The organism is Gordonia sp. ABKF26 (genome assembly GCF_041103195.1).
GTDB classification, from domain to species: Bacteria; Actinomycetota; Actinomycetes; order Mycobacteriales; family Mycobacteriaceae; genus Gordonia; species Gordonia terrae.
In genome coordinates this window covers 4,218,240-4,240,686 of record NZ_JBGCVZ010000003.1, presented here as the reverse complement: position 1 = coordinate 4,240,686, position 22,447 = coordinate 4,218,240, and the positions used below count along the sequence as shown (strand labels likewise).

The 22,447-nt window shown below is 69.0% G+C and carries 22 protein-coding genes; 13 read left to right on the top strand and 9 right to left on the bottom strand.

The genetic code is table 11. The features are described from left to right. The first annotated feature begins 48 nt into the window (after positions 1 to 48). The 3 genes from mca to AB4Z55_RS19595 are packed head-to-tail and all read left to right on the top strand — an operon-like array spanning position 49 to position 1,797. Positions 49 to 945, top strand: a complete 897-nt coding sequence (gene mca, locus AB4Z55_RS19605) for a mycothiol conjugate amidase Mca (protein ID WP_004019380.1) — start codon at positions 49 to 51, stop codon at positions 943 to 945. Further along, positions 945 to 1,271, top strand: a complete 327-nt coding sequence (locus tag AB4Z55_RS19600) for a hypothetical protein (protein ID WP_004019379.1) — start codon at positions 945 to 947, stop codon at positions 1,269 to 1,271. Before mca ends, AB4Z55_RS19600 begins: the two co-directional genes overlap by 1 nt. 22 nt (positions 1,272 to 1,293) lie before the next feature. Next, positions 1,294 to 1,797, top strand: coding sequence for a TspO/MBR family protein (locus AB4Z55_RS19595; RefSeq protein WP_101819158.1), 504 nt, complete (start codon positions 1,294 to 1,296; stop codon positions 1,795 to 1,797). Here the strand turns inward: AB4Z55_RS19595 and rocD are convergent. Continuing rightward, positions 1,780 to 3,042 (bottom strand): ornithine--oxo-acid transaminase, encoded by a 1,263-nt coding sequence (gene rocD / locus AB4Z55_RS19590; protein WP_369520337.1) that lies wholly within the window; start codon positions 3,040 to 3,042, stop codon positions 1,780 to 1,782. The genes AB4Z55_RS19595 and rocD overlap by 18 nt on opposite strands. A gap of 97 nt (positions 3,043 to 3,139) precedes the next feature. On the opposite strand from rocD, the gene AB4Z55_RS19585 reads away from it, so the two are divergent. Next, positions 3,140 to 3,586 (top strand): Lrp/AsnC family transcriptional regulator, encoded by a 447-nt coding sequence (locus AB4Z55_RS19585; RefSeq protein WP_369520336.1) that lies wholly within the window; start codon positions 3,140 to 3,142, stop codon positions 3,584 to 3,586. A gap of 249 nt (positions 3,587 to 3,835) precedes the next feature. After that, entirely contained in the window at positions 3,836 to 4,924 is a 1,089-nt protein-coding gene (locus AB4Z55_RS19580; protein WP_004019374.1) for a 3-deoxy-7-phosphoheptulonate synthase, read from the top strand. 18 nt (positions 4,925 to 4,942) lie between these two features. Here AB4Z55_RS19580 and AB4Z55_RS19575 read toward each other — a convergent pair whose 3' ends face one another. The 4 genes from AB4Z55_RS19575 to AB4Z55_RS19560 form a co-directional block, all read right to left on the bottom strand. Beyond that, on the bottom strand, positions 4,943 to 6,511 hold the full coding sequence (locus AB4Z55_RS19575) for an alkaline phosphatase (RefSeq protein ID WP_369520335.1): 1,569 nt from the start codon (positions 6,509 to 6,511) through the stop codon (positions 4,943 to 4,945). A 113-nt stretch (positions 6,512 to 6,624) separates the two neighbouring features. Next, positions 6,625 to 8,121: a PepSY-associated TM helix domain-containing protein gene (locus AB4Z55_RS19570; protein WP_369520334.1), complete on the bottom strand. Its 1,497-nt coding sequence runs from the start codon at positions 8,119 to 8,121 to the stop codon at positions 6,625 to 6,627. A gap of 94 nt (positions 8,122 to 8,215) precedes the next feature. Then, positions 8,216 to 8,767, bottom strand: a complete 552-nt coding sequence (locus AB4Z55_RS19565) for a hypothetical protein (RefSeq protein ID WP_369520333.1) — start codon at positions 8,765 to 8,767, stop codon at positions 8,216 to 8,218. A gap of 59 nt (positions 8,768 to 8,826) precedes the next feature. Further along, positions 8,827 to 9,495, bottom strand: a complete 669-nt coding sequence (locus AB4Z55_RS19560) for a hemolysin III family protein (RefSeq protein WP_369520332.1) — start codon at positions 9,493 to 9,495, stop codon at positions 8,827 to 8,829. A gap of 155 nt (positions 9,496 to 9,650) precedes the next feature. Here AB4Z55_RS19560 and AB4Z55_RS19555 point away from each other — a divergent pair, with 155 nt between their 5' ends. Continuing rightward, on the top strand, positions 9,651 to 10,433 hold the full coding sequence (locus AB4Z55_RS19555) for an isoprenyl transferase (protein ID WP_004019366.1): 783 nt from the start codon (positions 9,651 to 9,653) through the stop codon (positions 10,431 to 10,433). A 27-nt stretch (positions 10,434 to 10,460) separates the two neighbouring features. Here AB4Z55_RS19555 and AB4Z55_RS19550 read toward each other — a convergent pair whose 3' ends face one another. Beyond that, positions 10,461 to 11,927: a PLP-dependent aminotransferase family protein gene (locus AB4Z55_RS19550; RefSeq protein ID WP_369520331.1), complete on the bottom strand. Its 1,467-nt coding sequence runs from the start codon at positions 11,925 to 11,927 to the stop codon at positions 10,461 to 10,463. 82 nt (positions 11,928 to 12,009) lie between these two features. Between AB4Z55_RS19550 and AB4Z55_RS19545 the strand changes: the two genes are divergently transcribed. Next, positions 12,010 to 12,807 carry an SDR family oxidoreductase gene (locus AB4Z55_RS19545; protein ID WP_248645070.1) on the top strand — a complete coding sequence of 266 codons (798 nt, stop codon included), beginning with the start codon at positions 12,010 to 12,012 and terminating at the stop codon, positions 12,805 to 12,807. A 26-nt stretch (positions 12,808 to 12,833) separates the two neighbouring features. Further along, a complete protein-coding gene (locus AB4Z55_RS19540; protein WP_064571999.1) occupies positions 12,834 to 13,313 on the top strand; it encodes a carboxymuconolactone decarboxylase family protein in 480 nt (159 codons plus the stop codon). On the opposite strand, the gene coaA is transcribed toward AB4Z55_RS19540, so the two are convergent. Then, entirely contained in the window at positions 13,285 to 14,226 is a 942-nt protein-coding gene (gene coaA / locus AB4Z55_RS19535; protein WP_004019361.1) for a type I pantothenate kinase, read from the bottom strand. The genes AB4Z55_RS19540 and coaA overlap by 29 nt on opposite strands. Positions 14,227 to 14,323: 97 nt before the next feature. Here coaA and AB4Z55_RS19530 point away from each other — a divergent pair, with 97 nt between their 5' ends. From AB4Z55_RS19530 to AB4Z55_RS19510, 5 genes are all read left to right on the top strand, one after another. Next, positions 14,324 to 15,565, top strand: coding sequence for a DUF885 domain-containing protein (locus AB4Z55_RS19530; RefSeq protein ID WP_369520330.1), 1,242 nt, complete (start codon positions 14,324 to 14,326; stop codon positions 15,563 to 15,565). 118 nt (positions 15,566 to 15,683) lie between these two features. Next, a complete protein-coding gene (gene glyA, locus AB4Z55_RS19525) occupies positions 15,684 to 16,991 on the top strand; it encodes a serine hydroxymethyltransferase (protein WP_101819148.1) in 1,308 nt (435 codons plus the stop codon). Positions 16,992 to 17,034: 43 nt separating this feature from the next. Further along, the gene (locus tag AB4Z55_RS19520) at positions 17,035 to 17,901 is read left to right on the top strand and encodes an acyl-ACP desaturase (protein ID WP_239400589.1); all 867 of its coding nucleotides are present in this window, start codon (positions 17,035 to 17,037) and stop codon (positions 17,899 to 17,901) included. 356 nt (positions 17,902 to 18,257) lie between these two features. Next, positions 18,258 to 19,550 (top strand): PhoH family protein, encoded by a 1,293-nt coding sequence (locus tag AB4Z55_RS19515; protein WP_004019356.1) that lies wholly within the window; start codon positions 18,258 to 18,260, stop codon positions 19,548 to 19,550. A 553-nt stretch (positions 19,551 to 20,103) separates the two neighbouring features. Continuing rightward, positions 20,104 to 21,069, top strand: a complete 966-nt coding sequence (locus AB4Z55_RS19510) for a L,D-transpeptidase family protein (protein ID WP_354560332.1) — start codon at positions 20,104 to 20,106, stop codon at positions 21,067 to 21,069. An 18-nt stretch (positions 21,070 to 21,087) separates the two neighbouring features. Here the strand turns inward: AB4Z55_RS19510 and AB4Z55_RS19505 are convergent, their stop codons facing one another. Together AB4Z55_RS19505 and AB4Z55_RS19500 are read right to left on the bottom strand one after the other, a co-directional pair. After that, a complete protein-coding gene (locus AB4Z55_RS19505) occupies positions 21,088 to 21,294 on the bottom strand; it encodes a hypothetical protein (protein WP_354560087.1) in 207 nt (68 codons plus the stop codon). Positions 21,295 to 21,449: 155 nt separating this feature from the next. Next, a complete protein-coding gene (locus AB4Z55_RS19500) occupies positions 21,450 to 22,349 on the bottom strand; it encodes a universal stress protein (protein ID WP_354560089.1) in 900 nt (299 codons plus the stop codon). Positions 22,350 to 22,447: the final 98 nt, after the last annotated feature.

The window sequence follows — 22,447 nt, the reverse complement described above, 5'->3', positions numbered from 1 at the left end:
GCGTCAATACCTACCATGGGAGGAGTAGCGATCCGAAGGTGAGGAACTGTGACCGAATCCCACGTCGGCGACCCCAAGTCGGGGGTGTTCCGTCTGATGGCGGTGCATGCGCACCCAGACGACGAGTCGAGCAAGGGTGCGGCGACGACCGCGAAATATGCGGCCGAAGGCAACGAAGTGCTCGTGGTCACACTCACCGGCGGTGAGCGTGGCGACATCCTGAATCCGGCGATGGACCGGCCGGGCATCAAGGAGCGGATGACCGAGGTCCGCCGCGAGGAGATGGCGAAGGCCGCCGAGTCGCTCGGCGTCCGGCAGACGTGGCTCGGCTTCGTCGACTCCGGGCTGCCCGAGGGCGACCCGCTGCCGCCGCTGCCGGAGGGGTCGTTCGCGACGGTGCCCCTCGAGGAGGCCACCGAGGCGCTGGTGCGCGTGGTTCGCGAATTCCGCCCGCACGTGATCATCACCTACGACGAGCACGGCGGCTATCCGCATCCCGACCACATCCGATGCCACGAGGTGTCGGTGGCCGCCTACGAACAATCCGGCGATCCCGACGCGTTCCCCGGGACCGGCGAGGCGTGGACGGTGTCGAAGCTCTACTACACCCACGGTTTCATCCGCGACCGGATGGTGCTCTTCTCCGACGAGTTCGCGCGACACGGCCAGGAGAGCCCGTTCGCCGAGTGGCTCAGCAAGTGGGACCCGAGTCGCGGCGACCTGATGGGCCGCGTCACCACCCAGGTCGAGTGCTCGAAGTACTTCCCCCAGCGTGACGACGCCCTGCGTGCGCACGCCACGCAGATCGACCCGAACGGGGTGTTCTTCGCGGTGCCGCTGGAATGGCAGCAGCGTCTGTGGCCGACCGAGGAGTTCGAGCTCGCCCGGACCCGGGTCAAGACCGCCTTGCCCGAGACCGACCTGTTCGCCGGGATCGAGGCGTGATGAACAGCACCGTCGTGAACACCGTGATGATCCTCGCGGAGGAGCCGCAGGGGCCGGAGTTCGGCAAGGCCTCACCGCTGGGCCTGCTCGTGATCCTGCTGCTGCTCGTCGGCACGGCGTTCCTCATCTGGTCGATGAGCCGACAGCTGAAGAAGCTGCCCGCCTCCTTCGACACCGAGCACCCCGAACCCGACCAGGCCTTCGACGAGGGCACCGACTCGCCCGGTCCGGCCGAGTCGGGCACCGCGACTCCGGATGTACCCGGCTCCCCGGATGCCACGACGGCCGCCGGCACCACCGACGACCGACGGCCCGCCGACACCTGAGTCGAGGGGTACAAGTGGAGTCATGCGCATCTCCACCCTGATCGGGACGTCACTCGCGACCGCAGCCGCAGCGGCCATCGGCAGCGTGGTGACCAAACCGGCGGTCGAGACCTGGTACCCCAAGCTGGCGAAGCCGTCGTTCGTGCCGCCCGACTGGGCCTTCCCGGTCGCGTGGACCGCGCTTTACGCCGACATCGCCGTGACGTCCGCCGTCACGCTGGATCAACTGGACGAGAACGGCGATCACACACAGCGGCAGAGGTATCTCGCAGCGCTCGGGGCCAACCTCGTGCTCAACGGCGGCTGGAGCTGGATCTACTTCGGCCGGGGTGCGCTCGGAACCGCGTCGGTCGCGGCGGCGGCGCTCACCGTGAGCAGTGCCGATCTCGCGCGGCGTACCGCACAGACCAACCCGGCGGCAGGTGCCGCGCTCGCGCCCTACCCGGCGTGGTGCGCATTCGCAACCGTGCTCTCGACGAGCACCTGGTGGCTCAACCGTGGCCGGCGGTCACCGGCGGTCTCGTAGGGTCGCGGCGAATCGTTCCATCGCCCAGTCGATCTCGGACTCGGTGACGACCAGCGGCGGCGCCAGCCGCAACGTCGACCCATGGGTGTCCTTCGCCAGCACACCGCGTTCGGAGAGCTGCCGGCAGAAGTCCTCACCGGTGCCGATCGCGGGGTCGAGGTCGATGCCCGCCCACAGTCCGATACCGCGGACCGTCACCACACCGTCCCCGACGAAGTCGTGTAGCCGCCCGTGCAGGTGTTCACCGAGGTCGGCCGCCCGACGCTGCCACGTCCCTTCGGCGAGCATGTCGACGACGGTGTGACCGACTGCGGCGGCGAGCGGGTTGCCGCCGAAGGTCGATCCGTGTTCACCGGGGTGCAGGACGTCGAGAACGTTGCGGTCGGCCACCACCGCCGACACGGGCAGCAATCCGCCGCCCAGCGCCTTTCCCAGTAGGTAGACGTCGGGTTCGACGCCCCAGTGCTCCACCGCGAACGTCCGGCCGGTGCGGCCGAGGCCCGACTGGATCTCATCGACGATCAGCAGCGCGCCACGCTCGGTGCAGAGGGTCCGCGCGCCGGGGAGATAGTCATCGGGCGGGACGATGACGCCGGCCTCACCTTGGATGGGTTCGAGGAGGACGGCCACGGTGTTCTCGTCGACGGCGGCCTCCAGCGCGGCCAGATCGCCGAACGGGACGCGGACGAATCCCGGTGTGTACGGACCGAATCCGGCATAGGCCGCCGGATCGTCGCTGAACGAGATGATCGTCGTCGTGCGGCCGTGGAAGTTGCCGCCGGCCACGACGATCGTGGCACGGCCGTCGGGTACACCCTTGACGTCGTAGCCCCATTTGCGGGCGACCTTGATGCCGGACTCCACCGCTTCGGCGCCGGTGTTCATCGGCAGGACCATGTCCTTGCCGCACAGGGAAGCCAGTGCGGCGCAGAACGGTTCGAGTCGATCGGACCGGAAAGCGCGGCTGGTGAGGGTGACCCGCGTGAGCTGATCCAGGGCCGCGGCGACGATGCGGGGATGGCGGTGACCGAAGTTGACCGCGGAATAGGCGCCGAGGCAATCGAGGTGACGGCGCCCGTCGACATCGGTGATCCAGGCGCCCTCGGCGGTGGCGGCGATCACCGGCAGTGGCGAATAGTTGTGCGCTACATGGGGTTCGAGCAGATCAGCGAGGGCCGGACGGGCGACCGGGACAGGCGCGCCGGAACGTCCGGGCGTACCGGCTGCCGGGCTCGTCATGGTCATGGATCGAGCGTATCTTTGGACTTCGGTGCAAACAATCGACGTTTCTTGCGTGATCGCGCAACGGATCGTCGAGAATTGTTGGCAGAGGAGGCTTCTGTTGCGACCACTGGACGATCTCGACGAGCAGGTACTCGCCTGCCTCACCCGTGATGCCCGGGCCACCTACCAGCAGATCGGGGAGCGGATCGGACTGTCCGCTCCCGCCGTCAAACGGCGCGTCGACCGACTGGTTGCCGACGGGGTCATCCGGGGTTTCACCGCCGTCGTCGACCCTCAGGCGATGCAGTGGACCACCGAGGCCTACGTGCTCGTGTACTGCCGGGGCAACATCTCGCCCGAACAGCTCGAAGCCGCCTGGGACCCCATCCCCGAGGTCGTGAGCGCCGCGACCGTGACCGGTCAGGCCGATGCCATCCTGCGCGTCATGGCCCGCGACGTACGGCACCTCGAGCAGGCGCTCGAACGCATCCGGCAGGCGGGCCCGGTGGATCGGTCGGAGTCCATCCTCGTGCTCAGCGAGCTGATCGACCGGGGACACCCGTGAGACCGGGAACGCGAAACGCCTGTGCTAGTGTGGTCGCCGTGATCAGCACCGTGCGCGCGTATTGGCGCTTTATCGAGGCTCCGGGTGGGGCCACGATGATGCGTTTGATCTGACGCGCGTACGACACACCCGGAGCCCGAGCAGCGACCAGACGGTCGCTGCTCTTGTCGTTTGAGCGGGGCTCCGACCACACCCAGGGCATGCCTCGTCACCACATCGACACGGGCATGACCTCGAAAGGCACACACCGTGACCACCTTGCCGGACCTTCCGATCCGATCCGACGACAACGCCGAATCGACCTCTGACCGCCGGATCCGGGCCTTCCGTCCGATCCCCTCGCCCGACACCGTCCGCAGCGAACTGCCGCTGTCCGCACGACGCGCCGTCGCCGTCCAGCGCGACCGGGACGAGATCGCCGACATCCTCGCCGGGCGGGACGACCGCCTGCTCGTCATCGTCGGACCCTGCTCTGTCCACGACCCGATCGCGGCCATCGACTACGCACGACGCCTCGCGCCGCTGGCCGATGCCTACGCCGAGCGTCTGAAGATCGTCATGCGCGTCTACTTCGAGAAGCCGCGCACCACGATCGGGTGGAAGGGGCTGATCAACGACCCCGGGATGGACAACACCTTCGACGTCGAGCGTGGTCTGCGCACCGCCCGGTCGTTGCTGCTCGACATCATCGACCTCGGTCTGCCCGTCGGCTGCGAGTTCCTCGAACCGACCAGCCCGCAGTACATCGCCGACGCGGTCGCGTGGGGTGCCATCGGCGCCCGTACCACCGAGTCCCAGGTCCATCGTCAGCTGGCGTCGGGGCTGTCGATGCCGATCGGATTCAAGAACGGCACCGACGGCAATGTCCAGGTCGCGATCGACGGCGTGAAAGCCGCTGCGGCCGAACATGTCTTCTTCGGAGTCGACGACTTCGGCAATGGCGCCGTGGTGGAGACCGCGGGCAACGAGGACTGCCACATCATCCTGCGCGGCGGCACGCGTGGCCCCAACTTCGACGCGGAGTCGGTGTCGGCGGCGGCCGAGGCGCTCGCCGCGGCCGGGTTGCCGGCGCGGGTCATGATCGACTGCTCGCACGCCAACTCCGGCAAGGATCATGTCCGCCAGGCGGAGGTCGCCACCGAGATCGCCACCCGCCTCCGGGCGGCCCGCGAGGCCGGTGAGCCGTCGACCGTCAGCGGCGTCATGCTGGAGAGCTTCCTCGAGCCCGGCGCGCAGTCGACCGAGGCCACCCCGCTGGTCTACGGCAAGTCCGTCACCGACAAGTGCATGGGCTGGGAGGCCAGCGCTCAGGTGCTGGCGGCGCTGGCGCGGGGCTGATCCCGAAAGAACCGGGGGTCAGACCACGTCGACCTCGGCGGTGGAGTCCGGGATCGTGATCAGTGCTCGACGCTGAAGCGTTCCGCGTGGCGACCGTACGGACGGCGCCACGCGGAACTCGGCCTCCCACCGGTCGGCGTGAATCCGATTCAGCAGGTAGCCGCGCTGTGAGTTGCCGAACCGGACGTGGGGCGAGGCCTCTTTCAGGCGGCGGTCGCCGTCGTCGCTGTCCTCTCCGTCGCCGCCGGAGGTGATCGACGTTGCGGCCAGTTCCACTCCGCGCGTGGCAGATTCAGCGGTGTACGAGGTACGTAGGTCGGCGACCACGCTGCGGTGGATGTCGCCGGCGAGGGACACCAGATTGCGTACCCCACGGTCCGCTGCGCCGTCGAGCACGCGGGCGCGCGAGGCCTCGTAGCCACTCCACCCGTCCATGCTGACCGCTCGGGTCGAGCCGACGGTCCGGGCGAGGTCGGCCATCGGAACCTGCTGGGCGAGAACGTCCCAGCGGTGTCGGGAGGACGCGAAACCGTCGAGCAACCATCGTTCCTGCTCGGCGCCGAGGATCGTCCGAGACGGGTCCGCGGTGGACGCGTTCTGACCGGTGTCGTTGTCTCCGTTGGCCTGATCGCTGCGGTGACTGCGGGTGTCGAGGAGGGTGAGGTCGACGAGATCGCCGAAACCCAGCCGCCGGTGCGCACGGATGACGGTTCCGCTCGGCCGGGCGGCGATCCGCACCGGGGTGTTCTCCCACCAGGCGCGCAGGGCGCGTGCGCGGCGCAGCGCGAACGCGGTCAGCGGTGCGTGGTCCTCGGCAACCGCACCCGCCCAGTTGTTGTCCACCTCGTGGTCGTCGAAGGTGATCACGAACGGTGCCGTCGCGTGGGCGAGTTGCAGGTCCGGGTCGGACTTGTACAGCGCGTACCGTTCCCGGTAGTCCTCGAGGTCGACTGCCTCCCGGGTCGCCGAGAGCGGAAGAGCGGCAGCGTTTCTCGCGCCGCCCCGGGCGGGGATCGGCTTCTCGTAGATGTAGTCGCCGAGGTGCAGGACGACATCGGGCGCGTGGGCGGCGAGGTCGGCGTAGGCGTGGTAGTAGCCGTCGGCCCAGTTCTGGCAGGACGCCACGGCCAGCGTGAGCGTGTCGACGCGTGCGTACGGGGCAGGCGCCGTCCGGGTTCGTCCGACGGTGGAGATCTCGCCGAGGGCGCGGAACCGGTAGAAGTAGTCGGCGGCGGGCGCGAGTCCGCGGACGTCGACGTGCACGCTGTGTCCCCATTCCGAAGTTGCGTGCACGGATCCGCGACGCACGATCCGGGTCATCGACTCGTCGGCGGCGACCTCCCAGTCGACCCGGACCGGTCCCGTCCCCATCCCGCCGCCCGGGGCGAAAGGGTTGCGCGACAAGCGCGTCCACAGCACAACCCCGTCGGGGAGCGGATCCCCGGACGCGATGCCGAGGCCGAACACGCCGCCGGAATGGGCCAGAGCGGGTACTGCCGGTGACGTGCCGCCGAGCAGGCCCGGGGTGAACGCCAGGCCTGTCACGAGCGCCGACCAGCCGAGGAATCGACGTCGCGATGTGCCCATGGGCACACCCGACCAGGACCACCTGACCTCGATTCCACCTGCAGGCGGCGGGGACATGATGGGGAGGTGAAGTCTGCGCCCCCCGGTGGAGTCCCCGCCGACCAGGCGCAGCGCTACGTCGAGGAGGCGGATCGGCCGCGGCGCTCGCGTAGTCCGAGCGCGACGTCGACCGCGAGGAAGGCCAGAAGGCTGAGTCCGAGCAGCGGCACGAACCAGCCCACCGCGGCCGCCACCACACCGACCGCGACGGCCGCGGGCACGGGCACCCGGCGCAGTGCGCCACGAGCCGGGGGGCGGCCCACGGCGAGCGCCCCGGAGCGTCGTGGCCGTCGTTGCCACCACATCTGGTAGCCGCGCACGATGAGCATCACCAGCGCAACCGCCAGCACCAGGAGTGCGAGCTGGCTCACCCAGCCGAACAGGATTCCCATGTGCAGGGCGATGCCCCAGGTGGTGAGTTTCGCAGCGAGCGGCCAGTCGGCGAACCGCGAGATGTCCACGACCCCACCGGTCGCACCGTTCACCGCGATCGAGTCCTGGCCGAACTGCCAGGGTTGCCTGGTCTGCGCGACGGTGAACGCCGTGTCCGCGGTGGCGGGAATGGTCACCTCGACCCTGCCGTCCACTCCCGCGACCCGCGCGGTGTCGAGGACGCGGTCGAGTTGCGCCACCGACTCACCGGACGAGCTCGGCAGATCCGGCACCTGACCCTCGTGTGCGCCGTGGTCCCCGTGGCCGGCGGGCGCCGACGGCGTCTCCGACAACGCGGTCTCGACGCCGGGCGTCGTCCAGCTCAGGGCGGTGCGGAGTTCGGAGACGTTCTCGCCCGCGTACTTCGACCACGTGAGGCCGGTCGCGGACAGGAAGACGAGCCCCACCGCGATCCACACGCCGATGACCCCGTGGCGGTTCCGGGTGCGGTTGCGTCCGGTCGCCGACCGGTCGACGGTGACCAGCTCGGCGAGCCGTCGCTGCCACCGAGCTCGGAATGCCGTGAGCCACAGGGCGAGACCGCCGAGGGCGATGACCCACAGCCAGGAGGCGGCGAGTTCGCTGTAGATGCGGCCCGGTTCGCCGAGATGGAGATTGCGGTGCAGCTCGCTGAGCCAGGTGCGCAGCGGCAGTGATGCACTGCTGCCGTATGACACCAGCTCGCCGGTCGACTCGAGCGTCACCGGGTCGATGAACACCGCCAGGCGCTTGGACGCCCCGAGCGCTGGGTCGTCGAAGAGGACGCGGGTGGTGTCGCCGGGCTCGGTCGACGGACGGACTGCGGACAGCGTGAGGTCGGGACGGAGCCGGACCGCCGCATCGACCTGTTCGGACACCGGGCGGGCATCGCCGGTGCTCTCGGTGTGGAGCTGGTCGCGGTAGACGACCTGCTCGAGTGTCGGCGCGATCGCGTAGAGCCCGCCGGTGATGGCCGCGACGACCAGGAACGGCGCGATGAAGATGCCGGCGTAGAAGTGCAGTCGTCGGAGCAACGGTTGCCAGGTGGCAGGTGGGGACCGGCGGGCGCGGGGATCGCCGTCCGGTGGGGTGCCGGGCGGGTTCTCGGGTGGATTGTCGGAACGGGACAGATTGGGCAGGGACACGTGTTGGCCTCTCATGCGGAAGACGGCACGCGGCATCGACCACGGTCAGGTGGGATGGCAGACGCGCACCGACCGGCCCGTCGGGGTGACGGGTCGGCGGAGGAAGGGATCAGCGCGTGAGGGCGGGCGGTCCGCGGGTGTCGAGGGCGGCGATGGCGCGCAGACGGGGCCGCGCGTCGTCGTGTGTCGGGCGGGGGACGAGCCCGGTGACATCGTCGGCGGGCGGATCGAGAACAGCCCGGATGAGCGCGACGATCGCGGTCAGGACGCACAGGAGCGCCGGCTCGGCGACCCGGATCGCGGCCGCGGTCAGCAGTGTCGCGACCCCGTGCACCAGCAGCATCGACTGGCTGGGGGCGTGCGTGAGCGACGCCGCGGCGGCGTGGTGGCCCGACGAGGCGTCGAGCGCGGTGAGGGAGATATGCGCGAGCAGTTGCCCGGCGGCGAGGAGCCCCATCGTGGCGACAAACCCCGGACGTCGCCGGGACATCGCGCCGATCGCCCAGCCGAGCGCGGTACAGGCGGCGGTCATGATCACGAGTGACGTCGTGGCGGGCAGGGAACCGGCCGCGAGTCCGTGTGCGGCCACCGCGGTGCTCGCCGACAGCGCGCCGACGACACCACCGCGAAGGCGGTGGAGGGCGCGCATGTCCGGGTTCACGGGAGGAGCATAGCGATGGCCACCCGTTCCGGACTGCATCCGGTCATCGAAAGGGCAGGTCAGCTGAGCACGAGCAGCCAGGCGGCGACGTAGTGCAGCAGGGCGGCGACCGCGGTGCAGGCGTGGAACACCTCGTGATGGCCGAAGGTGCCCGGCCACGGATCGGGCCAACGGGCCGCGTAGAGGATGCCGCCCACGCTGTAGAAGACGCCGCCCAGCGCGAGCAGGACCATGACGAGCACACCGGTCTCACCGATGAGCGCAGGCGCGACGACGACGATCACCCAACCGAGCACGATGTAGAGGGTGACGCCCAGCCACCGGGGTGCGCCGGGCCACAGGATCTTGAGGGTCGCACCGGCGGTCGCGCCCGCCCAGACGATGCCGAGCACCCACCAACTGGTCGGCGAGGGCAGGCCCAGCGCGCAGAACGGTGTGTACGTGCCGGCGATGAACAGGAAGATCATCGCGTGATCGGCGCGCTTCATCCGGGTGCGTGCACGTGCGGTCTTCCACGGGATCCGGTGGTAGCCGGCGCTGATCGCGAAGAGTCCGAGAACGGTGACCGCATAGACGGCGCACGGCACCACGGCGACGGGATCGCCGACCGTGGCCGCGCCGATGACCAGGGCGAGGCCGGCGACCGCTGCCACGTAGGCCGAGTAGTGGTGGATGACTCCGCGCAGGCGTGGGCGGACGTCGGCCGGTTGGTTCAGCAACGTGCTCACCGAACCTACGGTACCGTAACTTGACGCATCGACGGCATGTCGGCGGCTCCGCGCCGGCACGCAGGGCCGCAACGCCGGTGGCCGGCGAGATGCGTCTCGGCGCGTAAGGTGTCCTGCGTGACACGAGGCCGAGACGACGCCGGAACGATCCGACGATGAAGCTGCTGCCGGATCGGCTTCGACGCCCCGTCCTCTCGGTCTACGAACGCCGGCTCATCCAGCTCCTCGACACCGAGCGTCTGCCGCGGCATGTCGCGATCATCTGCGACGGCAACCGGAGGTGGGCGCGCGAAGCGGGTTTCGAGGACGTCAGCCACGGACACCGGGTGGGCGCACAGCGGATCGCGGACATGCTCGGCTGGTGTGCGGGGCTGGGTATCGAGGCCGTCACCATCTACCTGCTCTCGACCGAGAACCTCAACCGATCCTCCGACGAGCTGGACGCGCTCCTCGAGATCGTGCCGGACATCGTCGACGAGATCTCCTCGCCCGACGGTGAGTGGCGCATCCGCATCGTCGGCACCTTGGACTCACTGCCCGAGCCGGTGGCCGGGCGATTGCGGGCGGCCGCCGACCGGACCGCCGAACGGCGCGGGATGAACGTCAATGTCGCTGTCGGGTACGGCGGACGGCAGGAGATCGTGGACGCGGTTCGCGCGTTGCTCGAGGAAAAGGTGGCCGCCGGGGCGACTGCGACCGAGATGGTGGACGCGGTGACCGTGGAGGCGATCGACGCCAACCTCTACACCAAGGGTCAGCCCGACCCCGACCTCGTGATCCGTACGTCCGGAGAGCAGCGGTTGTCGGGATTCCTGTTGTGGCAGAGCGCCTATTCGGAGATCTGGTTCACCGACGCCTATTGGCCGGAGTTCCGCCGGGTGGACTTCCTGCGCGCCCTGCGCGACTATTCCGCGCGGAGTCGGCGGTTCGGCAAGTAGCCCCTCCGGTGTCGACCCGTACCGGGGTCAGTGTGCGACGGAGTCGGCCAGCAACCCGGTCAGCGCGCGGAGATCGCTGCTGAAGGTCGACGCCGCGGGAGTCCCGAAGCCGACACCTATCCCACCGGTGGGGAGCGGATCGGCGTCGGGATGCCGGAACAGGGACTGCCCGGTCACCGCGACCCCACGTTCGTAGGCCCGATGTACTATCGCCCCTTCCTCGGCGTGCGCGACCGGGATGAGCGCGTGCAGGCCCGCGGCGACGCCGGGCACTTCCAGACCGGCGCCGGCCAGGGCTGTCACCAGCGCGTCACGCCGGGTGCGGTAGGCCTGACGGCTGCGGCGGATGTGCCGGTCGTAGGCGCCCGAGCCGATCAGCTCGGCCAGCGTCAGCTGATCGACGATACTTGCGTCGGCTTCGCGGAATCCCTTGCCGCCCAGGATCGGTTCGACCAGATGTGCGGGAGCGGCCAGCCACCCGGCGCGGACGGCCGGCGACAGGCTCTTGCTCAGCGAACCGGTGTGGATGACGACGTCGGGTCCGAGGGCCTGCAGGGCGCCGACGGGTTCGCGGTCGTAGCGGAACTCGCCGTCGTAGTCGTCTTCGACGATGACGGCGCCGGTCCGTCGCGCCCAGTCGACGACCTGCATGCGCCGGGCCGGGGAGAGGGCGACACCGGTGGGGAACTGGTGGCTGGGGGTCAGCAGCACCGCGGCCGCGCCGGTGTGTTCGAGCTCGTCGATCACCATGCCGTCGGAGTCGATCCGCACCGGCACGACCCGGGCCCCGCCGCGCTCCAGGGCGTGCCGGTGGAACGGCAGTCCGTGGCTCTCCACCGCGATGACGCCGTCGATCACCGTGCGCGCCAACAACTCCAGCGCCGAGAGGACCGAGGTGCCGAGGATGATCTGGTCCGGGCCGATGCGGACCCCCCGTGTGCGGGCCAGGTAACCGGTGAGCACGCTCCGCAGCTCGGTGCGACCGCGGGGATGAGCCGGGCCGAAGGCCTCGTCCGAGGTGTCGGTGAGGGCGCGACGGGTGGCGCGGATCCAGTCGTTGCGGGGGAACATGCCGGCACACGGCCGTCCCAGCGAGAAGTCGTGGCGGAGTGCGGGCACAACGGTGGAGGCGCCGGGATCGTCGACGGCCGGTGGACGTGCGGCGCCGTCGGCGACCCGGGTGGCCGATCCCTGCCGAGCGGTCAGCCATCCCTCCGCGATGAGCTCGGAGTACACCGCCGACACGGTGCCGCGCGCCAGGCCGAGGTCCGCGGCGAGGGACCGGTAGGGCGGCAGGGCGGTTCCCGCGGGTAGCCGATTCTCGAGGATCGCCGAGCGCAGGGCCTCGGTGAGGGCCCGGCGCCGGGTGGCGCCCCGTCCGCGGGCACCGGCGGCGGGATCGGGCTGCAGGTCCAGGAAGAGGTCCGCGCCGAGCCGCTCGGCGACTTCGGCCCACGGATCGGGGAGCGTCGAATTGACCCGTTTTTCTGCCATCGGATTGGACCACTTTCTTGAGCTAATCGCGGCCTAGCCTAAACCCAGAACATCCAGTTGTCCGTCCTTGAGGAGGAACGAGATGAAGATCGTGATCGTGGGAGCCAGCGGCGCGCTGGGCAGTCGGGTCGCCGACCTGCTCGTCGAGCGCGGGCACGAGGTGGTGCGTGCCCACCGTGCGAGCGGCGTCGACGCCTACACCGGAAGCGGTCTGGCGGCGGCGTTCGACGGAGCCGACGCCGTCGTCGACTGCCTCAGTCTCCAGACGTTGAAGGCCGCGGCCGCGATCGACTTCTTCGAGACCACGGCGACCCACATCGGGCGCGCCGCCACCTCCGCGGGCGTCGCACACGTCGTCGTGGTGTCGATCGCCAATGCCGACGATCCCGCGGTGAATGCCAAATTCGGTTATTACCAAGGGAAGGCCGCGCAGGAAGCGGCCTATGCGAAGGTCGTGGACCCCGCCGCGCTCACCATCGTCGCCTCGGTGCAGTGGTTCGAACTCGCCGAGCAGATGATGTCCACGATGCGATTCGGCCCGATCGCCGCGGTGCCCCGGATGCGGTGTGCGCCGGCGGCTGTGGCCGACGTGGCGGTGGCGGTCGCCGACGAGGCGACGGTGATTCCGGCCGAAAAGCGGGGTCCGTCGGGCGGGCGGAAGGTCGAGGTGAGCGGACCGGTGACCATGGACCTGGTCGATGTCGCGAAAGCGATTGCCGCACAGACCGGCTCGCCGCGCTGGGTACTGGGCGTGCGGTTCGGCGGGCCGGCGATCCGGGGCGGCGGGTTGGTGCCCGCCCATCCGGATGTGGTCACCACGACGACGCTCGACGGGTGGCTGGCCGGTCGCGAGCGCGCCGGGGCGGGGGACCGGCGGTGAGCGCCGACACCCGGCCGGCGACGAGAATGTGGATACCGCAGGACAATCCGTCGGTCTACAAGGCTCTGGTCGCACTGCAACGGGCGGCGTCGGCGGGCGTCGACCCGGTGATCGCCGAACTCATCGTGATCCGCGCGTCGCAGCTGAACGGGTGTGCATACTGTCTGCACATGCACACCTCCGACGCACTGGCCAAGGACATCGATCCGCACAAACTGATGCTGATCGCCGCGTGGCGCGAGGCCGGCCCGGCGTTCACGCCGGCCGAGCGGGCCGCGCTCGCCCTCACCGAGAGTGTCACGCGGATCGGGGAGAACGGCGTACCCGACGACGTGTTCGATTCGGTGCGCGCGCATTTCGACGCCGCCGAGATGGGTCAGCTGGTCGCCTCGATCGTGATGATCAACGCCTGGAACCGCATCGCACTCGCCGGCGGCTACCCGGCCGGACTCGACGAACGCCGAGCCGCATCATCGGTCAGAGCTTCCGCAGGCGCACCCGGTTGATCGAGTGGTCGTAGTCCTTGCGCAACACCAGTGACGCCCGCGGCCGGGTGGGCAGGATGTTCTCGATCAGGTTCGGGCGGTTGATCGAGGTCCACAGATCCCGTGCCGCGGCCGTCGCCTGGTTGTCGGTCAGCGACGCGTACGCGTGGAAGTGCGAGTCCGGGTTGGCGAACGACGTCGTCCGCATCTGCAGGAAACGCGAGATGTACCAGGACTCGATGTCGTCGATCTTGGCGTCGACATAGATGGAGAAGTCGAAGAGGTCCGACACCATCAGCGTCTCGCCGGTCTGCAGAACGTTGAGGCCCTCGAGGATGAGGATGTCGGGCTGGCGCACATAGTGATAGACGTCGGGCACGATGTCGTAGGCGAGGTGGGAGTACACCGGCGCGGCGACCTCGCGCGCACCCGACTTCACCTCGGTGACGAAGCGGAGCAGCGCCCGGCGATCGTAGGACTCGGGGAACCCCTTGCGGTGCAGTATGCCCCGGCGCTGCATCTCGGCGGTGCGGAGCAGGAATCCGTCGGTGGTGACCAGGTCGACCTTCGGATGCGACTCCCAGCGGGCGAGCAGGGCGGCGAGAACGCGTGCGGTCGTCGACTTCCCGACCGCGACGCTGCCGGCGATCCCGATGACGAAGGGCACCTGACGATTTGTCTGTCGCTCGCCGAGGAAGGTGGAGGTCGCCGCGAACAACCGTTGCCGCGCAGCGACTTGCAGGTGGATCAGACGGGACAGGGGTAAATAGACGTCGGCCACCTCGTCAAGGTCGATCTGCTCACCGAGGCCGACGAGCTCGGCCAGTTCGTCCTCGTTGAGGACCAGGGGCATGGACTCACGCAGTTCACGCCACTGCCTCCGGTCGAGCTCCAGGTACAGACTCGGATCCCGATCGGTGGCGTTGCGGGCCATCAGGGCAGCTCCGCCGATGTCGGATCCGCCGCTCCCGGAGTGATCATGCGTACAGCTTAGGGCGACGTGTGACGGCCCCGATCGGTAGCCTGCCGATATGCCGTCCTCGCCCGTCGCCGACGCCACCCGCGCCCGAAACCCGCTGGTGACCGAATACCTCCGACTCGGACTCGCCTTCGATCGCCTCGAACGGGGCTTCGTCGACGCCTACACCGGCGATCCCGCACTGCGAGCGGAGGTCGAGAACGGGCCCGTTCCCGATCCCGTCCGGCTCGCCGAACGTGCGCGCGGTCTGCTCGACGACCTGCCCGGTGCACTCGATGCGGCGCGCGCCGAATTCGTCGGTGCGCACCTTCGCGCGCTGGAGTGCTCGGCCCGGAAGTTCGCCGGCGACGACGTCGGGTTCGTCGACGAGGTCCGGGCCTACTTCGACGTCGACATCGCGATGGCCGACCCGGACCGCTACCGCCAGGCACATTCCGAGCTCGCGGAGGCGCTCGGCGTCCCGGGCGCCACGGGCGACGATCTCCGGAACGCCTATGCCGCGCACCGGCGTGCCGACGAGATCCCGCCGGAACGGGTGGACGAATGCGTCCGCGCGTTCAGCGGCGCCCTCCGCGAACGGGTTCGATCGACATACCCGTTGCCGGACAACGAGATCGTCGAGTTCGAGGTCGTCACCGACAAGCCGTGGTCGGGATTCAACTACTACCTCGGGGACTACCGCTCGCGCGTGGCCATCAACGCCGACCTCACGCAGTACATGTCCTCCCTGCCGGCCCTCATCGCGCACGAGGCCTACCCCGGGCACCACACCGAACACTGCCGCAAGGAGCAACTCCTCCTCGGCGCCGGACACGACGAGCAGTCGATCTTCCTGGTCAACACGCCGCAGTGCCTGATGGCCGAGGGCCTCGCCGATCACGCCCTCGCCGCGATCGCCGGCACCGACTGGGGCGCGTGGGCGCAGGAGATCTACGCCGACCTCGGCCTCCGCTTCGACGCCGAGCGCGCCATGCGCGTCGGACGTGCCACGGCCGGGCTCCTGTCCGTCCGGCAGGACGCCGCACTCATGCTGCACGACCGCCATGCCGACGCCGACACGGTCACCGAACACCTCCGCCGCTGGCTCCTCGCTCCCGAGGAACGGGCCCGGCAGATGCTGCGCTTCCTCACCTCACCGCTGTGGCGCGCGTACATCAGCACCTACGTCGAGGGTTATCGGTTGCTCGGGCAGTGGCTCGACACCGCCGACGACCGCGCCGCCGCCTTCGGACGCCTGCTCGACGAGCCACTCATCCCGGCGAGTCTGCGGCGGGAACTGGCACACCCTTCGTGACGTCCCTCCGCAGGCTCCGGGACTCCTCAGGGAGCGGGCGGGGAGTCTGCGGCGCGAACTCGAGTAGTCACTCGGCCCGCTCGCTTCGCTCCCGGCGCCTGGTACCTAGAATCGGGGCATGACCGCGAACCCGTCATCCGTGAACTCGATGTCCCTGGCCGAGCTCGACCCCGATGTCGCCGCCGCCATGAACGGCGAACTCAGCCGCCAGCGCGACACCCTCGAGATGATCGCCTCGGAGAACTTCGTGCCGCGCGCGGTCCTGCAGGCGCAGGGCAGCGTGCTCACCAACAAATACGCCGAGGGATATCCGGGACGCCGGTACTACGGCGGCTGCGAGTACGTCGACGTCGTCGAGGACATCGCACGCAACCGTGCGAAGGAACTGTTCGGTGCCGACTTCGCGAACGTGCAGCCGCACTCGGGTGCCCAGGCCAACGCCGCGGTGCTGCAGGCGCTCATGGAGCCGGGGGAGACCATGCTCGGTCTCGACCTCGCCCACGGCGGTCACCTCACCCACGGCATGCGCCTGAACTTCTCCGGCAAGCTCTACGAGAACGCCTTCTACGGCGTCAGCAAAGAGGATTTCCGCATCGACATGGACGAGGTGCGCAAGATCGCCCTCGACGTGAAGCCGAAGGTCATCGTGGCCGGCTGGTCGGCCTACCCCCGGACGCTCGACTTCGAGGCGTTCCGGTCCATCGCCGACGAGGTCGGCGCCCACCTCTGGGTCGACATGGCGCACTTCGCCGGCCTCGTCGCCGCCGGACTCCACCCGTCGCCGGTGCCGCACGCCGACGTCGTGTCCTCGACCGTGCACAAGACGCTCGGCGGTCCTCGTTCGGGAATCATCCTGGCCAAGCAGGAGTGGGCCAAGAAGCTGAACTCCGCGGTCTTCCCCGGGCAGCAGGGCGGTCCGCTCATGCATGCCATCGCGGGCAAGGCCGTCGCCCTGAAGATCGCCGCCACCGAGGAATTCGCTGAGCGCCAGCGCCGCACCCTGTCCGGTGCCCGGGCTCTCGCCGAGCGACTCACGGGCTCCGACGTCGCCAAGGCCGGGGTCTCGGTGCTCACCGGTGGTACCGACGTCCACCTCGTCCTGGTCGACCTGCGCGACAGCGCGCTCGACGGCCAGCAGGCCGAGGACCTGCTCCACCAGGTCGGTATCACCGTCAACCGCAACGCGGTGCCCTTCGATCCGCGTCCGCCCATGGTCACCTCGGGCCTGCGTATCGGTACTCCCGCGCTGGCCACGCGCGGCTTCGGCGACGAGCAGTTCACCGAGGTCGCCGACATCATCGCGACCGCGCTCGCCGCCGGTGAGTCCGCCGACGTCACCGCCCTGCGCGGGCGCGTGTCCAAGCTCGCGCTCGACTTCCCGCTCTACGAAGGTCTCGAGGAGTGGGGCCTCATGAGCCGGATCTGACCTCGATTGCCCGGCCGGGCATCGCGTCAGTATCCTTTCACCGATGAACGCCCTCACTGAAGACGACCTGATCATCGCACTCGAGAAGGCTCTTCCCGAGATCGCGGAAGACCACCAGTCGGCTGCGAGCCCCTGGAATCCGCACGACTGGGTGCCGTGGGACGACGGACGCAACTTCGGGTTCCTCGGCGGTTCGGACTTCGATCCGTCGGAGGCCTTCCTGTCCGACGAGGCACGCGCCGGGCTCCTCGCGCTCCTGCTGACCAAGGACAACCTGCCGTCGTATCACCGGGTGCTGGCCAAGCACTTCCCGGCGTTCTCCGACTGGCGGCAGCTCGTGGGCGTGTGGACCGCCGAGGACAACCGGCACGCCATCGTGCTGCGCGACTACCTCGTCGTCCGGCGCGCCATCGATCCGGTGGACGCCGAGGAGCGTCGCCGCATCCACGTCACGCAGGGTTACCGGCAGATCCCGGAGCAGGTCGACCCGCTCGGCCCGCTCGACGTACTCGCGCTGATGGCCGTGCACGAGAACCAGTGCGTGCACTTCATCAAGCGCCTGACGGCGGTTGCCGGCGACGAGACACTCGTCGAGATCCTGACGAAGATCGCCAATGACGACCAGGGGCAGGCAACCACCTTCGGCGCGTTCCTCAACGCCGGGATCATCGCCGACCAGGACGCCACCGTCCTCGCCATCGACAGCGCGCTGGCCCTCGACGAACCCATCGGCCACGACATCGCCGATTTCGACGCCGAGCGCGCTCTCATCGCCGACTACGAGGACGACGACGTGAAGGCGGCCATCGCCGCGGCACTGGCCGACGCGGTCAAGCTCGACACCGTCTCGGGACTCGGCACGGAGGCGGAGGCCGCGCGCACCCGCATCCTCGCGCGCGCCGGCCGCTGACTCCTCGGCCCACCGCGACGGCATCGCGGACATGAACACGGCGCCACCGGGACGACAAAAGTCCTGGTGGCGCCGTGTTGCGTCTCCGCTCCTCACGATACGGCGGTTTACCCACAATTCACGCCGACACACCCGATTCCGGCGCGCCGCCTGAGGTTTTCGCGCGTACGTTGGCGAGTGACGGACCGCGGGGAAGCGGTTCGTTCGGGAGGTTCAATTCGTGGTTTGTGCGAACAACGCGAGGGGGCCGGCCCCGGTCCTCGTCCACCTCGGCTGACGCCGGGACAGCGGACAATTGGACCGCCGGTCGACCAACACCGGTTTGTGCGGGTGCCGCACGAATGTAGGAGCCCCACGTGACCACACGCACCTACGTCCTCGATACCTCCGTGCTGCTGTCCGACCCCTGGGCGGTCATGCGCTTCGCCGAACACCACGTCGTGCTGCCACTGGTGGTCATCAGCGAACTCGAGGGCAAACGTCACCACCACGAACTCGGCTGGTTCGCACGTGAGGCGTTGCGCATGCTCGACGACATGCGACTCGAACACGGTCGGCTCGACCTGCCGCTCGAGATCGGCGATGACGGCGGCACCCTCCAGGTGGAGCTCAACCACACCGACCCCGCGGTTCTGCCCGCCGGATTCCGCACCGACTCCAACGACTCCCGCATCCTCGCGTGTGCCCTGAACCTGCGCGCCGAGGGCAAGGACGTGACCCTGGTGTCCAAGGACACGCCGCTGCGTGTGAAGGCCGGCGCGGTGGGGCTGGCCGCCGACGAGTACCACGCCCAGGACGTCGTCGTGTCGGGGTGGTCGGGCATGACCGAACTCGACGTCGAGACCGCCGCGATCAACACGCTGTTCGCCGAGGGCGTCGTGGACATCGACGAGGCCCGGGAGCTCCCGTGCCACACCGGAATCCGATTGCTCAGCGCCACGTCGAGTGCGTTGGGCCGGGTGAATGCCGACAAGCGGGTGCAGTTGGTACGTGGCGACCGCGAGGCCTTCGGACTCCACGGACGGTCGGCCGAGCAGCGGGTCGCGCTCGATCTGCTCCTCGACGACAGCGTCGGGATCGTGTCGCTCGGCGGCAAGGCGGGCACCGGCAAATCGGCGTTGGCGCTCTGCGCGGGACTCGAAGCCGTCCTGGAGAAGCGCACGCAGCGCAAGGTTGTCGTGTTCCGTCCGCTGTACGCGGTCGGTGGGCAGCAATTGGGCTACCTGCCCGGTAGTGAGTCGGACAAGATGGGTCCGTGGGCGCAGGCGGTGTTCGACACCCTCGAAGGACTCGCGTCACCGGAGGTCATCGACGAGGTTCTCAGCCGCGGGATGCTGGAGGTGCTGCCGCTGACGCACATCCGTGGACGTTCACTGCACGACTCGTTCGTCATCGTCGACGAGGCGCAGTCGCTGGAACGCAACGTGTTGCTCACCGTTCTCTCCCGGTTGGGTTCGGGGTCGCGGGTGGTGCTGACGCACGACGTCGCCCAGCGCGACAACCTCCGGGTGGGCCGTCACGACGGTGTGGCCGCAGTCATCGAGAAGCTCAAGGGGCACCCGCTCTTCGCACACATCACGCTCACCCGCAGCGAGCGTTCGCCGATCGCCGCACTGGTGACCGAGATGCTCGAGGAGTTCGCACCGTAGTCGGCGGCTCATCGGCCCGGGGTGCGTGATCTTCGGCCACACAACAGGTTCGGCCCGTAACGCGAAGGCCGCGTCGACTTCCCGAGGGGCGGGAGTCGACGCGGCCTTCGGTGTCGGATCAGGCGGTCGGCGGTTCGATCGGGGTGAAGTCGCCCAGCGCATTCAACAGGTCGACGATGGCGGTGAGCAGTTCGACGTTCTCCAAGGATGTCATTTGTTCTTCCTTTGATCGACTGGCTATCCGGTGTGACGAACGCCTTCTCGAGGCGACGTCGTTTGCGACAGTAATGATTTAATAACAAACGCGCAAACACGATCCTGGCTATTTCTATAAATAGACGAGAATGGTTTCTGGGAATCACGGGTTGTCCTGCATCGCAAATCATGACAATTCACAGTTTTTCTATCGAGAACCGCATTTCACGGGCGGCGCGCGAGTGGTCTGAGGGGTACCGGCCGACACCCGATCCGAACCGCACCGTGACCAGGACGTGACTCATCGACTCTTGCGCACTGTCACACTGGTGTGGTGCAGAAGTTACTGATGAGGCAAATGAGACTGCTGGGACTACTGGTGATCGCGGTGCTGGCCGCGACTGTCGGCGGTGCCGGCCAGTCGCTCGCCGCCCCAGAGACAACTACACCCGGGACGACGACGCCGGAGACCTCCACGACGCCGGGTCCCGGCGCGACGCCCGGATCGGAGATTCCGCTGCTCGACGGCATCCTCGACCAGTTGGCGGGGACCGGATCGGCCGATGGCGCCGACGCACCCGGAACGGGCGGGGCGACCAGCCAGATGATCGTCGTCACGGCGCCGAAGGCGTCCGACACCACCGCCACCCTGACGGCGTTCGACAAGGGCGCCGACGGTGGGTGGAAACCGGTCATCGGCCCGACGAAGGCATCGCTCGGATCGCTGGGCATGGGGGAGCCGAAGGACAACGTCCACCGGACGCCGGCGGGCACCTTCGCGCTCGACCAGGCGTTCGGCCGCGCGGCGAACCCCGGCACCAAGATGCCCTACCTCAAGGTCGACCAACAGGACTGGTGGGACTCGAACATGAAGTCGCCGACCTACAACACGCACGTACGGCAGCCGCAGAGCCCGGGCGGGGACAGTGAGAACCTGTACAACTCCGGGCCGGTCTACGACTATGCGGTCAACATCGCGCACAATCCGCAGCGCACCCCGGGCCGGGCCTCGGCGATGTTCCTCCACGTCACCAACGGTCAACCGACCATGGGCTGTGTCGCCATCGAGCGTGAACTGATGAAGCAGATCCTCGTGTGGCTCGATCCGGCGAAGAACCCGAAAATCACCATCGGGGTCAATCAGGGGGCACCGGCCGGCGAAGCGCCCGGAGCAACCCCTCAAACCGCTCCGGGCACGACGCCTCCGGGGACGACACCGCCCGCCACGTCGGGTGTCCCGGGTGCCGATGTCCTAACCGGACTGCTCTCGCAGCTGGTCGGTGTGGTTCCCTCGCTGTTCGGACTCGCCGGTCAGGCGGGCTGACGGCGAGCCGCACCCGGACTAGGACGTCGAGAGGCTCATCCGGGCGCATCGGCACCCCGGGCACCACGTGGTGTCGGTGCCGATGTGCCAGCCGTTGACCCGGGCGAGGTCATCCAGATCGGACCGACGGAGGCGAATGCGGACGGTGAAGCTGCGTCCGCAACTGTCGCAGTTCCGGTCGAAGGGGGACCCTTCGGTTTCCACGAGCGCGGAAACAACTGTCATCTCGGTGGACCTTCTGTCGTTCGGGGACGTATCGGGTCGTGGTCGTCCGAGGGCCCTCCCACACTCGGACGAGCGACCACTTCAGTCTCAGCGTATGTGATATAGATCTCAAGGGTCCAATGACACATCGTTCGACGGACGGCGCCGGCGTCGGGTCATCGACCGAACGGGACGACCATGACCGGGCATCGGGCTCCCTGCAGGACAGCGCGGGCGGTCGAACCCAGCAGCATGTGGTCGAAGCCGCCGCGCCCGCGGGCGCCGACCACCACCAGCTGCGCGGCCTGTGCGTGATCGAGGAGTGCTCGCGCCGGACGATCCCGAACGACGGAGCGCCGAACCCGGACCGTCGGGTGGTCTGCGCGCAGCGAACGGAGTTCGTCGTCGAGCCAGCCCGTCGCAACCCGGGTGCGCAGGTTCCGCCAGGCGATCAGGTCGTGCTCTGGTGACAGTGTCGTCGGATCACGGTCGGACCCGTCCGAGTCGCTCCAGGCGTGGACAACCGTGAGGGCGACACCGCGGACCGCTGCCTCGGCGAAAGCGGCGGTCGCGGCCCGGCGACTCGCGCGCGACCCGTCCACGCCGACCACAACCGCAGCCGACAACGATTCACGAGCGACCGGACCCGGGTCACGGACCACGGTCAACGGACTCCGGCAGTGTTCGGCGAGTGCAACCGCGACCGATCCCAGCGGAACGCGGTCGGCTGCGCGATGACCTCGGTTGCCGACGACCAGCATCCGTGCCGCCGCCGAGGCGTCGAGCAGAGTGGGTATGGGCGGTGCGCACTCGATCCGGCTGGTGATCCAGTCGATCTGAGCGGTCGCCTGACCCGATTCCGCGATCGCCCGGCGCGAGTCCGACAGCGCCCGCTCGGCGCGCCTCCGCAGTGGCTCGAGGGCCTGCGGGCTCTCGGCGACGAGGCCGGCCGACGGGCAGGCCGCGGACACGAGCTGGAGCGGTGAATCGTGCAACCGGGCATCGCGTGCCGCCCAGCACGCCGCCGTGCGGGCGGTGGCCGAACCGTCGATCCCGACGATTGTGGACGCAGTCAACGCGGTTGCCCCCTCTGCAGGCCGCACACCGGTGACCCCCGTGGGGTCCGTGCCTTCCAGTACACGACCCCGCGTCACGGCGCGCATGCGACGAAGAT

What these genes read in the sequence shown, in the direction of transcription:
- AB4Z55_RS19520 (WP_239400589.1), top strand. Translation starts at nt 17,035, where the DNA reads ATGAACGCCCTCACTGAAGACGACCTGATCATCGCACTCGAGAAGGCT.
- AB4Z55_RS19510 (WP_354560332.1), top strand. Translation starts at nt 20,104, where the DNA reads ATGAGACTGCTGGGACTACTGGTGATCGCGGTGCTGGCCGCGACTGTC.
- AB4Z55_RS19600 (WP_004019379.1), top strand. Translation starts at nt 945, where the DNA reads ATGAACAGCACCGTCGTGAACACCGTGATGATCCTCGCGGAGGAGCCG.
- rocD (WP_369520337.1), bottom strand. Translation starts at nt 3,042, where the DNA reads ATGACCATGACGAGCCCGGCAGCCGGTACGCCCGGACGTTCCGGCGCG.
- AB4Z55_RS19505 (WP_354560087.1), bottom strand. Translation starts at nt 21,294, where the DNA reads ATGACAGTTGTTTCCGCGCTCGTGGAAACCGAAGGGTCCCCCTTCGAC.
- AB4Z55_RS19555 (WP_004019366.1), top strand. Translation starts at nt 9,651, where the DNA reads ATGAAGCTGCTGCCGGATCGGCTTCGACGCCCCGTCCTCTCGGTCTAC.
- AB4Z55_RS19595 (WP_101819158.1), top strand. Translation starts at nt 1,294, where the DNA reads ATGCGCATCTCCACCCTGATCGGGACGTCACTCGCGACCGCAGCCGCA.
- coaA (WP_004019361.1), bottom strand. Translation starts at nt 14,226, where the DNA reads ATGGCCCGCAACGCCACCGATCGGGATCCGAGTCTGTACCTGGAGCTC.
- AB4Z55_RS19530 (WP_369520330.1), top strand. Translation starts at nt 14,324, where the DNA reads ATGCCGTCCTCGCCCGTCGCCGACGCCACCCGCGCCCGAAACCCGCTG.
- AB4Z55_RS19540 (WP_064571999.1), top strand. Translation starts at nt 12,834, where the DNA reads ATGTGGATACCGCAGGACAATCCGTCGGTCTACAAGGCTCTGGTCGCA.
- AB4Z55_RS19575 (WP_369520335.1), bottom strand. Translation starts at nt 6,511, where the DNA reads ATGGGCACATCGCGACGTCGATTCCTCGGCTGGTCGGCGCTCGTGACA.
- AB4Z55_RS19550 (WP_369520331.1), bottom strand. Translation starts at nt 11,927, where the DNA reads ATGGCAGAAAAACGGGTCAATTCGACGCTCCCCGATCCGTGGGCCGAA.
- AB4Z55_RS19570 (WP_369520334.1), bottom strand. Translation starts at nt 8,121, where the DNA reads ATGAGAGGCCAACACGTGTCCCTGCCCAATCTGTCCCGTTCCGACAAT.
- glyA (WP_101819148.1), top strand. Translation starts at nt 15,684, where the DNA reads ATGACCGCGAACCCGTCATCCGTGAACTCGATGTCCCTGGCCGAGCTC.
- AB4Z55_RS19545 (WP_248645070.1), top strand. Translation starts at nt 12,010, where the DNA reads ATGAAGATCGTGATCGTGGGAGCCAGCGGCGCGCTGGGCAGTCGGGTC.